Consider the following 13,778-nt stretch of genomic DNA (forward strand, 5'->3'; position numbering starts at 1 on the left):
TTTATTATCTCACCCTTAATTCTTGTCCTGACAATATGATTAACCCAATCGAATCTAGTTTTATTTTCGGCGTAAGAATACCTTTAAGAATAGCATCTGTCAACTCGCCTTCAAATTCTAAATCCTTATTAAAATTCATTTGGTATTTGTACTGTAATTGTTGCTCTTGATTTATGCGTAACTTAAGTTGAGTAAGTTTCATTTCCATTTGGGCATGAGCGAAATTAGCTTTTTCCTTACATAATGCTTCTAATTCCTTACTAGTTTTTAATGCACTCATCGATTTCTCTTTAACAGTAGTGACCGTCTCTTTCCAATAAGCACTAGGTATGACCCGATCAATGATTCCTATTCGATTTTTCGTCAGATTTAAATCTGTCCCACGATTTTGGACTTTGACAAACTCTTTTGAAAGATGACCAAGGATAGTTGGATCATCTACTACCTTTCCATTGATGTCGATAAACATTTGCTGATAGATGGGAGGAAGATAGTGATCCATGATACGTTGCAATGCTTTGGGATTCATTTGTGTATTTTGGTATTTTTTTAACACCCTTTTTGCAAATCTGGTGTCTCCTTCAATTACATACTGTAAAGCAAATCCCGCCCATTCCATTCCTTCTCTTGAATCCATCCCAGGCACGTAGCGCCAGTAGGCAAATGTTTGACCCCGATCGTCCCAATGAATATATTTCTCTAAGAAGTCAATCAACGGGTCACCAATGCGGAACAATGAACTCCCAGAATGATAGAGAACTTCATCCCGATCATACGATCCTGGTTGATTCATATAGCTTGCCAACTTCCTTAAGTACTTTGCGGGTACTAACGTGCGATCTTGGTTTGGACCATATTTAAAGGTAAACCCGGGCATCACTGTATACTGCTTTTCAAATTGAAGCGCTTTCGTGATCCATGGATCAAGTCCATTTTCGATTTCGTCAAACTCTTGTTCATACTTTATTAAAGATTCATAGAATTGGGCCCCTTCAGGATTATTGGCTTCCATTTCATCTAATGCATTTTGTTCCCCTATTTGTACTTTTTCATTCTCAATTTCGTTACTTATGCTACATAATGTTTCTTGAATGGCCTGATTTCCTTTGATATAAAATTGCTTAAGTACTTGAATCATCTTTCGGTCAATAAAGAATTGCAGTGATGCAATGGACGAGTAAAAAATTTTTAGACCCTCACTTAAGTATTGATACCAAGCCTCATGCAGTGAGTTTTCAACATCCGGACCTACTAAGACAAATGATTCAAAAGGTTTATTTCGGCCAATCCGATCAAATCGGCCAATCCTCTGTTCTAATCGATTAGGGGACAAAGGCAAATCAAAATGGATCAATACATCTGCGAATTGAAGATTCCTTCCGATTTCTCCCGTATGATCACAAACTAAAATCGTACAATGGTCATTTCCCTTAAACTGTTCAATGGTATCCTCCACTTGTTGGTCATTTAATTCATGATGGTAACCACTAACAACACCTTCACCAAACTTTTCCTTCAAATGGGTGAGTATTTCTTTACATACTGACGTGAAGCCCGTAAACACAACAATTTTTTTGGATTGATTCTCTGCTTTTCGCTTGGTATGAGTGATGATCTGTGAAAGCAATTCCAAGCGATCACCATCCTCAGAAAATGATTTTACTTCTTTAAGCATTTGCTCTAAAAGGTGCTCTTCACCTGAAAATAATGGTGTTTGGATGAGCAATTCAACATTTAGCATTTTCTTCTCGCTTAATAAGTCTGCATTCATTACTTTTGTCAACCTTGATTGAATCACTTTTTGAAAGAAGGTTGGACTCGTCCCAAGGGATTCAAACAGCAGATAGAAAATCTTTAATAGATCCGTTGATTCTACTTGTTGATTTTCCCATACAGAACGTTCGCTTGCCCATGCTTCATTTCTCCACTCATCTAGTAACATTTCAAGAGTTGGTGTTCGTTCATCTAGGTCATATTCACTATGAATAGTAGGTTGAAATTTGAGTTGGTCTCGACTAAATTCCAGGATATCGGTGACCGATTCCCTTCTATTTCGCAATAAGCGACGGTGTAAACGGTAGGTATCAGACATGTGAACCCGAATGCGTCTAATCAGGTCACGTCTTTTTTCATCATTGTCTCGATTTTCGGCTAACACATTTTGAAGTTTCTCTGCCAATTGATGAATAATAAAATCATTTGGAAAGTAGTCAAATAGTTTGGCAACGTTTCTTTTTAATAAAAAAGCACTCGTATCTTCACGGAATGATAGTAAAAAGCGTCCTACATCTTGTCTTTTAGCAATCCGTTCTTTGAAACTATCAATATCAGATAATTGATAATAATTTGGGTCTAATAAATAGAGCATGGCTAGAAATTCTTGTTCATTATTTAGGACTGGTGTTGCGGATAACAGTAATAATCCTTCCGATTGGTGCACAAGAGAGGCTAATTTTTTAAAATCGTTGCGTTCGTTCTCATCAGAATGAAAAGCTTTTGTCGCAATTTCATGTGCTTCATCAATGACAACCATCCCATAAGACTCTGATAGTTCATGGAGAAAATCAATTTGTTCTGTTGACAACCAGGTAATCCGGTCGTCATAATAGTCAAATTTAAATTTTTCATCCATTTCCTTTTTCCATTGGTCCAATAAATAAGGAGGAATTATCATAAGTATTTGCTTATCTTTATGGTCAAGGAGGTACTGCCGGATGATGATACCAGCTTCAATCGTTTTGCCTAATCCCACTTCATCTGCTAACAAATAACGAGGAATGGGATCTTCCAATACCCTTCGAACAACTTCTACTTGATGCTGATAAAGTTGGATATTAGATGAAACTAATCCAGTCATTCCTCTCGTAACCGCACGCTGCTCTAATATCGTTTTAACAAAATTAGATCGGTGTACATGATAAAAGGTGGTATCATGCCCTTTATGGCGAAGAACTTCACTCGGGTCCTCAATCGGTACATTACAACGGACATATATGTCTGTTTCATTTATATAGGCAGCATAGGAATCTGGAAAATGTACTTCATATGTATAGCCTTCTTTTCTTATAATACGTCCCATTACCCAGCGTTCTTGCGCATCATGATAAACATAACATCGTGTTTGTTTTTGAAGAGCAACTGGAGTAACTTTTTTGGTTGGAACTTGAACGATTTCTCTATCTGCTACTGATTTAAAATATTCTATCGTAATATATGTATTAGAAATTTCTTTTACTTTTCCTGTTCCGTATTTATTCAATTTGGATACAACGAAGCTTCCTATTGTAAGACTCATTCTATCGACCACCCATTCTGTGTCAACATCTCTTTCGGTAGTTCTATTATACTATTAAAATTAAATTTATGTAGTAAATTCCGAAAATTGTAAGCAGACAAAATTTTAAGTAGGAATTCCCGATTTCAATAAAAACATGCGTGAGTCTCAACTTCCAGCCCAGGCATGGAAATGAATTTAATATGAGTTGTACACCAACAAAATAAAGGCAGTGTGATTACAGCCACACGAATGTACCACTTCTGCCATGTTTTGTACCATCAGTTGCCATGGAATTTACCACTTGCTGTCAACGCATTTACCAATAGAAAAGCTCTAGTGATATTGAATTGAAAAAGCCTAATCCTCCTATTTTTACCGAGGAATTAGGCTTTTGGTAAACTTTCCGTAATCGGGCCAGAAAGTCTACTACCAACTTTTATTGCACAGTATCCTTGTACTGTTCAGCAATAAATGTTTAATTTATAAATTTTTTTCAGATTAATTCCGATTGCTAAAATTATATTCTTCATTTACTTACTTGTGATATGGTTCACCGTAATGAATTTATTTGAGGTTTTTACTCCTTATTTATATTCTAGAGAAGCACCATTTCATAGATTTTATTATAAGTTTTTCCCGAATCCCAGGTTTATTACTTAATGGACCTTCATTATAAAACCAACTGGGATGATATAAAAATATATTCTTTATTGTTCGTTTGTTACCATTAGGCCATATATAATCCAACTCATATATTTTTCCATGTGAATAGTTATTAATTAAATCTTTTTTATAAGGGGTTAAATTAAATGATTCTTTTTCTATTTTCCCTAAAGCATAATTAGAATGTTTAACATAACCTTTTGAGCTTTCACATTTTACTAATGCACTCAAAGCCTCATTTGCCCAATTTCCACAAGAAATAATAATCTCCAAATTTGGTAAATTATTAATTTCCTCTTCTAAAAAGTTAAAGCTGCATATTCCAATACTGTTAAAACCACTAAAATCTCTCCACTCACCTATTTCTTCTTTCACTTTTGCCCGGCATTTCACCGCATCAGAAACATAGATTTCATCCATTATGTCTCTTCCAATCCGAGACGGAAATTTAGAAATAAAACCTTTTCTATGTAAATGAAGGCAAATCTCCCTAAAATATAAATAGTATTTACCTGGCCACTCTCCAAAACCATCCCTGTGAATTTTAGCTACCTCTTGGGGACTTTTATTTCTTAGTTCATCAAGACGCGCTTTACTATCAATTTCTCCACCAGGATTTTGAAATAACAACATAGCCTTTATTTTTGATTTGTCTTGGATCGTGTCATAAAATACTTTTTGTTGCCTACTACTAAATTTACAAGACCCGCAATTATAAACCCTTCCCGCAATAGGCGTTTGTTTTACCATATTTTCCTCCTTAACCAAGTAAATAACAGCGCTAAAAAATCTTCTATTCTCCTTTTAAACCAAGTCTAGTTCCCCCATATAAGCCAGTTATTTGTTTGCTTTCCTTACTCCAGGAACAAAATCATTTCTACACCATCTTACAAATGTTCCAGAATGACGAAGGTACGTTTTTGCAGTTTTCTCTTCAAGTAAACCTTCTTTCATTTTACGATTTACTTCTTGTTCATAAGTTTGATACAGTTCTTCTAATTGCTTAATAAATTCCTGTGATGCCCTCACTATTACAACTCCCTTTACTTTTTAGCCTATTATAATGGAAATGTAAAATATATGTAAGTAATGAGTGGTGTGATTTAGTGTTGTGCTTGAAGGTATAATTTCAAAAAATAAGGATAGGCGAATACCCTTGTTAACCATTCGCTACCCATTTGCTTAGGTGTATTCCTTTACACTCTCACTCCGCAATAATCCTGAGACTGTCTTAAACTGCTCATTAATTTAAGTGAAATACTTTACATAGCCTCTAAACTAGAGGATCTTTATTGCGCAGTTTACGTTGAATAAGAAAAGACGATCACTTTGAATGCAATCGTCTTTTAGATGGTTAATTTAAAACCAGTATTGTTGTACTGTGTACAAAATAACTTTTATTGTTATTCATCTCCTTAATTCAAGCTTTACTGCTCAAGTATCCCATGTTCCTTAAATGATACTCGTGCACGGGAACATGTCCACAAAGCACGGCGCTGTTATTTCTTGCCGCCTTTCCAGTAATGTTTTCTATTTAAAAACTGCCGCAGCCCATCTGATAAAACACCGTAAGGAATAGTAGTATTATTCTTTTTAGCCCAAAACACATGAAACACCGTATCCAAAACTTTACTCTTAGGCCAGTGATTCAACATCCAATCGTTTATTATACTTTTTTTCATTATAATTCTCCTCTACATTTATCTACTAATGCTTATCCTTTATCAGTCTTCAGAAGGTGGAACAGAGTTTCTTCATTACGTTATTTTCACTTAAATTAATAAAGATATATACACGGTAAAGTTCTCAACTATCGTCATAATCCCAATGTTCACTACCTACAGCAAAGTCAGCAAACTCACGTATAGCCCGATCAACATATAACTGATAGTCAGCATCAAGTTGATTAGATAAAGTTTCAAAATCATTTTCGTCCATTGTTTCCATATCATTAATAATTTATCTGCAATTCTTTTCTACTCCTTGTTATCCATATTTTACACATCTCATCTCCCTTTGTTAGAATATCTATATTATCTTTATTCATTTTATTTTCGATAATCTTCATGAGATTCATAGATGTTAGTGCTTGAGATACTGTTTTTATGTCCACATTCTGTGCATTGCCAAAGGTATTTATTGTCATCAAAATTAGACTGACTATTTAAATATGTATTGCAACGATCACACCACCAGTCAATATTAGGAAACCTTTCACCCATTATTAACAACCTCCTTTCTCCTAATACACTATTGAGCATAGTAAATTGTCCATCCTTAAATCCGAGATCATATTAAATATAGACGTAGTGAAGTGAATGAAGCGGTTGAAGCCGTGCTTTATGGGGAAAGCAACAGTTAGTACAGAATATTGACTTTATTGTATAATACCAATTATTACAATATTATGTAATTTGCTCAATTATTTTATTGCAGAATCTGACCCGATTATTGAACAGTATAAGTCTATTGACTCAATGTTGTTTTTATGCTGCGTGTTTTGTTACTTTCTTTAATACTTTAGTTGCTACTTCTTTTGTTGCTTCAGGATTTTTAACTATTGTGTATACAATTCCTCCAGCGATTCCTACCAAAGATATACTTGCAGACACTGAAAAAATAATTGCTGGCTTACCTCCTAATCTAACCGTTTTGTTTTCATGATTATATTCGACATAATCTTTATCATTTTTGTTATTATCCATTTCAATAATCACCCTTAGCTATTTGATTTAGTATTTCTTGCAATTTGCTTGAATCCAGAATTCCTAAAATTACTGCTCCAACAATAGAGATAATTGCCATTGGTTTGAATAGAGCCATAATTGCTAATGATTATTTCTTTTTCAATTTATTAACCATATTTTCATCCCACGATAAAACTGACCATGTGCGTCTACAGAACCCTCCCTCTCCATTATCTTTTTGCGTCACTTGACCACCAACTTTCTTACCTAATTCGGTTAAGGACCAATTGCCTTCTTCGCCATCTAGGAAGCCCTTGTCTTTCAAAAGCATATATACTTCTTTAACTGTCATTCCTAGTTTTTTTCCAATCATTCTGGCAGACATCCTCATATAGTATTTACCCCCTTTAGTCCCTTTTTTATGTTATTACGTTCCTTTGGAAGAGAAAGTTTCTATTCTCATTTTTCTGTTGTTTATTATGCTTTAATAACATAATATTACCGCGGAGTTTTATGTTGTACAAGCCTTACGTAAGGTATATAATCCATCTTGGATGGAGGTAATTTATAACATGGATGACTTATTAAAAAAAAAGGCAACTTACTGGAAAAATAGATTAAAAAAGTGTATGGATGCACACAGATATACTCAAGCATCCTTTGCTGAAGCCTTAAACAATAAATATGGAACTAGCTATGGCCAAAAAGATGTTAGCCGATGGATGAATACAGGAGCCAAAATTAAAAATGGAGAAGTCGGCTTTCCCAAATACGATACTATGCTTCTAATTGCAGATTTCTTTAATGTAGATGTTGGCTACCTTACCGGTGAAACCGATGAGATTTCATTTTCAGTGGAGAAGGCATGTTCTTATATGGGCTTGAATGGCGAAGCGATAAAAGCCATAAGGGAAATTACACACCCTGAAAATGAAGCCAGCAACATGAGGAAAGATTTGAGAGAGACTTTTAACAAGTTTCTCTCAGCAGAGGGCTTTCCTATTTTTTTTGATAGACTACATGATCTTCACCTTACATCTTTATTACCAAATCAAGAGAATCGCGTATTCGACAACCTAGATTGTGCGATTGAATATATCCGTGGTTTAGAGTACCAAGGGAAAATTGCACGATATGAATTGAATGAAGCTATGGTACTACTAGTTAATGAATTATACTCTAACCCACCTGAAGTAGATTTGAACATAAAAGAATGAATAATTTAACTTTATTTGATTATTCAAAGGTTTCCACCACAACAAAATACCAAAATTCCTAGGATGAACTATGCTGGTATTTAATTAATCATTTTGAACGTTGTCTTTTGTGTTTTTGTAATACACAATCAATTATTCAATTAATAAGGGCATAAAACCTTAATGGTTCTATGCCCCTTTATAGATTGGCTTATTAAACTTCTACCCATTTGTATAAGTAAAATATTTCACAAAATCCTCTAAAACAGAGGTTGTTTATTGCGCAGTTTAGGTCTACTACGTAATACAAGAGTTACCCTAAAATCATTCCCGTTTGAGCAAGGCTGGTCTTGTTTTATCAAATTTTTTAACATTCTTGAAACTCCAAACAAAAAGATTTATTCCTCCTAATACCAGTAAGATTGCGCGGTAAGCGTCTTGTCATTATTTGGTAAACTTAATGTCATTTAGTAGTATCTATAATGTCAGAAGTGTTACATTTCAATGTCTGTAATCACGGTGAGAGCAGAGCTAAGCCACACCTCATCTATCCCCGAGAATTTGTATTCTTACTACGACTGGTTAAATTGACTACTTATCGGATCTCCGCCCCTCTTCCAAAGAAAAAGGCTGTCGAAAATTCGACAACCTGAGAGACCTTACCTATTTATTTAAATTAATCCTAATCTGAAGATGCTCGAAAAATTCTGGATTTACCTCTTCAATATCCCTTAAGATCCCTTTCCACTGTTTTCGTGGCAGCTGGGTTTCCCCTTTTATCATTAATTTTAGAAGATGTTTCCTCACTTGGCTCCGCATTTTTAATTTATCTTTTAAGTATTCATCAAAATCCATATCAATATTATTAGTCGGAATAAACTTATTTATATTGAACAAATATACTTGCTCATTTTGAATTTTGGCAATGATTTCATTGTTTACTTCTTTTGATAGCCATATAATAATCTCATTTATTTCATAAAGATCATTAATCGTGCGATTCTCTTTGTGAATCAGCATGTTTACTTGTTTTACTTTCTCCACCATATCACTGGAGAAATAGCGTGAAAATCTAATTAGCGTCTGAATTTCAGATGACTTTTCTTCTATTAATGGTTCTAAAGCATTCAAATAACTTTTAATCCCTTTTTGAAGTTCAGCGATGAAATTCATTAAAGGGTAATTCCTGATTTGGAACTTATTCAATGACTTGACTGGCTTATAAGATAAGAAATGTAAGTCAAAATCTTCAATATTGTCCTTCTTCTCATTCACATCAATGATATTATCACGTAAAGCGAACCAATCTAAAAACAGATCCTCTGCCATTTCAACCCATTCTTGTTTGATTGGATTATTTATCCCGGATGTCCAATCACTTGCACTAATCGTTCTTATTTTGTACAGAAACTGTTTTAGATTATAAGCAAAATCTTCAATTTTATATCCTAAACCTTCTTCCAATTCGTTCTTCCATTGTGTTTTTAAGCGCTCAGAACTGTATATCCATTCAGCAATATTAAAATCATTTGATACTAATGCAAACTTATCTCCTCGATCTTGCATTTTCAATTGTTGGAAATTAGCAATTTGGAGAAGATTGACCTTCTTGTCAATCACAATTTGAGTGTTCTCCGTCTCGGTAAATGAAATGGGATATTTATAACGATTGACTACTTCACTTCGTTGGATTGTTGCTGTTGATTTTGTAGCTCTCGACGTATTTGATCGAATAAGTGATGTTCCTTTTACAATTTCATGAATAATCGTTGCCACCCCAGACCTGACGGGCTCTAACAGTTCTTCCTTTACTTTCTCTCCTTCAATCCAATCTCGGATATGTGTATTCACCACGCCTTTTTTAACATGAATGGTTTCGATATGAACTTCTTCTCTATAAAGATCAAGATTTCTAACGGTTACTGTAATATCACCAGAATCCTTCTTAAAATGCTCCAATAAGGACGCGGACAAAGTATATTTCTCTTCCTTCGGATTTGCATACATTTCAGCCAAAAATTTAACCGTTTTGTTTTCGTGTTCAATATACACATCTCTGTTTACATAATTAAAGACCTTATTTGCTGCTTTAGCATCTCCCTTTATTAAAAAGCGTAATAATTCTCTTGAGTGTAGAATGAGATACCTTAATGCTCCCTTCCCATTCGGGATTCCATCGTAAATTCTGTTGATGAGCGGAACATTAAAAGGCAAAATTTCCAATTGAGTTTGTGAATCTCTTAATAAATCCTTGCAAGAAGTTGCATGTGGACATGCTGTTGAACAGGAATAGCCATTTGCGTCTTTCAATGCGACTAAATAATTGTGCAAATAGTTTTGTGCCTGCTCTTTTTCTAATGAAAAGAAATTGGACCCGGATTCGTCTGATAACCAAAGCTTCTTGACGCGATCATCAATAGTATCTAAATTTCGGATACGATTCATTAATTCTAGGGTGAAGGCTTCTCCCTGTTCCACACCAGGTGTTAAACCAATCACCACATCCCAGTTTCCTTCTTCCAATGTAATAAAATAATCTAACAAATCTGCTGCATAAAGATTAATGGACTGGACCAAATCATCAATTAATAGTACAGGTCTTATTTTTTTCTCTAATAATATATTCGATAACTGTTTAAAGATAGTTTTTATATCTGTTCCTTGAAAGAGGAATTGATCTAACTTCTTTAGCAGTGAAAAACGAAACTTATTGTAGTTAATATCAATGTTTAAGGTGGTGCTTTCGAGCAGTTTCTCGTACTCCTCTTTTTTGATGATTTCTAATGGTTTGTTAATTTGACCTTGACTAATTTGCTTTGTGAACTCTAGGATATTTTTTTCAATTACCGGACGAAGTAACAAGGTTGCGGGGACGATATCTTCATCACGTTCGAACAATTCAGACATGGTGGACCATACCATTTGATTGATAATTGTAATAGGTTTACTAAGCAACAGGTCCCACTTATTCTCATCAATGATTAAATCCTCTAATTTAACACCGATAGAATCATAACATTTTCTTACCAGTACTTGTGGATTTAATTCATTCCTAGAAATACGGATAATAGGCCTTGGATTGTGTGTAAGTTCCCATTGATCTCTTATCCAGCAAAGGAGTTCAGACTTTCCCGATCCCGTTGAACCAAATATCATATAAACCCGATTCCCAAAGGGGTGATTCTCCTCCAACTCTTGCATTAGTTCTTTTTCTGTGACACTTTCAATTAATTTATCTTTATAATATCGATTTAACGATTGAGGAAAATGAGTATTTCGGAAAAATTCATTTGAAAAATTGTATCTTTCATCCGCTGTACCATATAAATAGCTAATATTTTTCTTAGATATGCATGGAATCATGCAATTTCACCACCTATTTTCACCCAGTTCCATTCTTTCTTTTCTCCAAACGATGTATACGGTAAATCTTGCTTCTTAGAAAGTCTCAGGATAGAGTCATTTCCTAGGTTTAAGACGGCAAATACCATCCCATTAAACACACTTCCATTATGAACACACGGAATAATCGAGTTTATTTTTTTCTCAAAGAATAGTTGCAATGGACCTTCCCATGGCCCTATCTCTTTAACAACGCTTTTCATTAAATTCAGTTGTGGAAGTGCATAAAACCCTCCATAAACTCGATAACCCAAACCAAAGTACTCCATCATCCTTTTCCAAGCATTTACTTTTTCTTGACTAATTGCTAGTTTGTCAAATTTCAGGTTAGCTTCATAGTGTAAGTCTTTTATGTAAAGTTGATTGGGTACAACAAACAAATAATAATACATGGTTGAAAAAATATAATTGGAATCTGCAGGATTATTAGATTCTTCTGCTATTTCTTTTAATCGCTGAAGATAATGAAAATCCTTTACTTCTGAATGATGCAGTGGCCAAATATGTTTTAACTCATCCAGTTTAATAAAGTGTAGATTCATTAAAAAAATAAGCGCGGCATCCATCAAAGAGGAAATATCCCCTTCTGGTTGGTACTGATACTTGGCGATTAACTCAGATCTGGCTATCCCAGGATTCTTTTGAACTGTTTGAAGAATCGAGCCTATTTCAGGGCCATAACAAATTTGAAATAAGGACACTATATCACTCCTTCATTGATTTTTATTTCGTTTATTGTTTTTGCTAAATGATAGTAATTATGAACCGATCTCAACTTCATATAGTCACGATGAGAGATATTTAAGATATCTTCAGGATTATCATTACATACAGGACATTGACATGGTAGCGGTTGACTTATAAGAGCATTCCTTCTTTTCACATTTGATTGGGAGATCACATATGTGCGGAAAGGATTACTATAAAAGACTTGGTGAAAGGCAGCAACCATAGTAGGCCTACTTGAGTCAAACGATAAAATATTCAACTTCGCCATTTCTTTTATTTGTTGAATTCCTGTTACCCCGAAAATATGTAGATGTTCCGGACCCACTATTTCTGTAACAGACTTCATGTACCTCACTTGCTCAACTGGACTTCTTGCTAACATTGAACCCAATCCGAAATATTTAAACCCCATTTTCTTTAATTCATCAATACAGTAATTCGTACTCGGCATATCAAATCCTTGTATGACTCCCATCAGCGAAACATTTTTGGGCAGATTATTTTCATTTATTAAATGTACGTATTCATAGGCATTAAATAATGTTTTTTCAACGGAGGAAAACTTTTCTGAAAGTGTGTTTTTATTTAGTAGGGGTTCATCTAGGTGGACTAACTTTATTGGAATGTCTGATGGAGCAGATTCGATAATAAATTTTTGGATATCCAATATATCTCTTAAATTATATTTTCCTGGGTTTTTCGAGTAGAAGAGAGCACCAGAATCAATTATTAGTTTTTTCGGTTTCTTTTTGAATTTCTTGATTCCGTATTTGTTATCAGGGACAGCTGAGATCAGCATGCAACATTCATTAAAATAATCGCAAAAAATAGCATCACTATGTGACCAACTAACATAAAAATCCATTACATGCCTCCGTTCTTAATTAAATCATACGTGAAGATACGTGATTCATTAACATTATATCATCATTGTGGACTTATGGGAAATTTTATAAAACAAAAAGCCTCTAAAATTTTAGAGACTTGAGGAGAAATATTTCCATTTTTCAAATGCCCTAACTAGATTATTTCTAGTGGGATAAAACTTTCTATTTGTTATAAACACTTCGTTCCAGATTGGATTATCTTTATTAAAAAAATTTCCGCTCCAATCATCAATGGATAAGAAGAAATCGAGCCTAGGAATTGATGGATATGTATAGAGATTTGTTTTATATGTTTCTTCAAAATACTTGAGAATGATATACCATGAAATTGAAGAATTAATGATTGTGTATTTTTTATTTTCTTGAATGGATTTAACACTTTGTACTTTAAAGGACTCATTGCTGTTTAAAACATCTTCAATATAGCAGGTAAAACATTGTAACATCGTAGCCGTTTCATCCAAGGTGATTTTATCAAAAACTAGTGAAATAATATTTTCTAGTGTACTTAACGTCATAATTTTAGTTGAGTTATTGCTAATTTTGTTGGTTTTAATCTCGATAAAACTTTTAAATAAATCAATTTCTAATAGTGCATTCAAAATAATTGTAATTGGTGATTTTTTCGAAATTAGAACTGGAAACTCATCTTCTAATTGTGCTTTTGGAAGTATAGATAACAAATAGCCATCATTAATAGTTACAATGAAGTTTTCATCTGCAGTAGTAACTTCCATATCATTCGATAGAATATAAATAAACTCGTTCAATGTTTGATTTGAGAAATTCTTTAGATTCCAGGAATGAATTTCTCCGATCGTTGCAGTACCTATATATATTTCAGTATCTTTTCTGTTTAACTTTTTTGTCTGGATTTTAAAGCTATTCACAGTGGTTGCTCCTTACAAATAAAATCCTTTTTTAGAAAAAAGGCTGA

The 13,778-nt window shown here is 34.0% G+C and carries 12 protein-coding genes; 1 reads left to right on the forward strand and 11 read right to left on the reverse strand.

Translation table 11 applies throughout. The features are described 5' to 3' along the window. Positions 1 to 4 precede the first annotated feature (4 nt). The 7 genes from dpdE to FS608_RS17795 form a co-directional block, all read right to left on the reverse strand. A complete protein-coding gene (dpdE, locus tag FS608_RS17765) occupies positions 5 to 3,295 on the reverse strand; it encodes a protein DpdE (protein WP_144553407.1) in 3,291 nt (1,096 codons plus the stop codon). Between the two features lie 570 nt (positions 3,296 to 3,865). Next, the gene (locus tag FS608_RS17770; protein WP_144553409.1) at positions 3,866 to 4,690 is read right to left on the reverse strand and encodes a hypothetical protein; all 825 of its coding nucleotides are present in this window, start codon (positions 4,688 to 4,690) and stop codon (positions 3,866 to 3,868) included. Between the two features lie 87 nt (positions 4,691 to 4,777). Continuing rightward, positions 4,778 to 4,969: a hypothetical protein gene (locus FS608_RS17775; protein ID WP_144553411.1), complete on the reverse strand. Its 192-nt coding sequence runs from the start codon at positions 4,967 to 4,969 to the stop codon at positions 4,778 to 4,780. Positions 4,970 to 5,439: 470 nt separating this feature from the next. Then, positions 5,440 to 5,622 carry a hypothetical protein gene (locus tag FS608_RS17780; RefSeq protein ID WP_144553413.1) on the reverse strand — a complete coding sequence of 61 codons (183 nt, stop codon included), beginning with the start codon at positions 5,620 to 5,622 and terminating at the stop codon, positions 5,440 to 5,442. A gap of 124 nt (positions 5,623 to 5,746) precedes the next feature. Continuing rightward, positions 5,747 to 5,887 (reverse strand): hypothetical protein, encoded by a 141-nt coding sequence (locus tag FS608_RS30850; RefSeq protein ID WP_222127374.1) that lies wholly within the window; start codon positions 5,885 to 5,887, stop codon positions 5,747 to 5,749. Between the two features lie 539 nt (positions 5,888 to 6,426). Continuing rightward, positions 6,427 to 6,645: a hypothetical protein gene (locus tag FS608_RS17790; RefSeq protein WP_144553417.1), complete on the reverse strand. Its 219-nt coding sequence runs from the start codon at positions 6,643 to 6,645 to the stop codon at positions 6,427 to 6,429. Positions 6,646 to 6,775: 130 nt separating this feature from the next. Further along, complete coding sequence (locus tag FS608_RS17795) at positions 6,776 to 7,000, reverse strand: hypothetical protein (protein ID WP_144553419.1); 225 nt, start codon at positions 6,998 to 7,000, stop codon at positions 6,776 to 6,778. 199 nt (positions 7,001 to 7,199) lie between these two features. On the opposite strand from FS608_RS17795, the gene FS608_RS17800 reads away from it, so the two are divergent. Beyond that, positions 7,200 to 7,844 (forward strand): helix-turn-helix domain-containing protein, encoded by a 645-nt coding sequence (locus tag FS608_RS17800; RefSeq protein WP_144553426.1) that lies wholly within the window; start codon positions 7,200 to 7,202, stop codon positions 7,842 to 7,844. Between the two features lie 642 nt (positions 7,845 to 8,486). Here the strand turns inward: FS608_RS17800 and FS608_RS17805 are convergent. The 4 genes from FS608_RS17805 to FS608_RS17820 all read right to left on the reverse strand — a co-directional run bounded on the left by FS608_RS17805 (position 8,487) and on the right by FS608_RS17820 (position 13,731). Continuing rightward, complete coding sequence (locus tag FS608_RS17805; protein WP_144553428.1) at positions 8,487 to 11,186, reverse strand: hypothetical protein; 2,700 nt, start codon at positions 11,184 to 11,186, stop codon at positions 8,487 to 8,489. Then, positions 11,183 to 11,926, reverse strand: coding sequence for a hypothetical protein (locus tag FS608_RS17810; RefSeq protein ID WP_144553430.1), 744 nt, complete (start codon positions 11,924 to 11,926; stop codon positions 11,183 to 11,185). Before FS608_RS17810 ends, FS608_RS17805 begins: the two co-directional genes overlap by 4 nt. Continuing rightward, a complete protein-coding gene (locus FS608_RS17815) occupies positions 11,926 to 12,819 on the reverse strand; it encodes a tRNA-guanine transglycosylase (protein ID WP_144553432.1) in 894 nt (297 codons plus the stop codon). The genes FS608_RS17810 and FS608_RS17815 overlap by 1 nt, the downstream gene beginning before the upstream one ends. 111 nt (positions 12,820 to 12,930) lie before the next feature. Next, positions 12,931 to 13,731: a DNA sulfur modification protein DndB gene (locus tag FS608_RS17820; RefSeq protein WP_144553434.1), complete on the reverse strand. Its 801-nt coding sequence runs from the start codon at positions 13,729 to 13,731 to the stop codon at positions 12,931 to 12,933. Between the last annotated feature and the right edge of the window lie 47 nt (positions 13,732 to 13,778).

Source organism: Bacillus sp. X1(2014) (assembly GCF_007678255.1).

Bases quoted from the DNA above. Each gene is read 5' to 3' on its own strand.
- FS608_RS17770 (WP_144553409.1), bottom strand. From the start codon at position 4,690: ATGGTAAAACAAACGCCTATTGCGGGAAGGGTTTATAATTGCGGGTCT.
- FS608_RS17780 (WP_144553413.1), bottom strand. From the start codon at position 5,622: ATGAAAAAAAGTATAATAAACGATTGGATGTTGAATCACTGGCCTAAG.
- FS608_RS30850 (WP_222127374.1), bottom strand. From the start codon at position 5,887: ATGGAAACAATGGACGAAAATGATTTTGAAACTTTATCTAATCAACTT.
- dpdE (WP_144553407.1), bottom strand. From the start codon at position 3,295: ATGAGTCTTACAATAGGAAGCTTCGTTGTATCCAAATTGAATAAATAC.
- FS608_RS17815 (WP_144553432.1), bottom strand. From the start codon at position 12,819: ATGGATTTTTATGTTAGTTGGTCACATAGTGATGCTATTTTTTGCGAT.
- FS608_RS17790 (WP_144553417.1), bottom strand. From the start codon at position 6,645: ATGGATAATAACAAAAATGATAAAGATTATGTCGAATATAATCATGAA.
- FS608_RS17805 (WP_144553428.1), bottom strand. From the start codon at position 11,186: ATGATTCCATGCATATCTAAGAAAAATATTAGCTATTTATATGGTACA.
- FS608_RS17800 (WP_144553426.1), top strand. From the start codon at position 7,200: ATGGATGACTTATTAAAAAAAAAGGCAACTTACTGGAAAAATAGATTA.
- FS608_RS17795 (WP_144553419.1), bottom strand. From the start codon at position 7,000: ATGATTGGAAAAAAACTAGGAATGACAGTTAAAGAAGTATATATGCTT.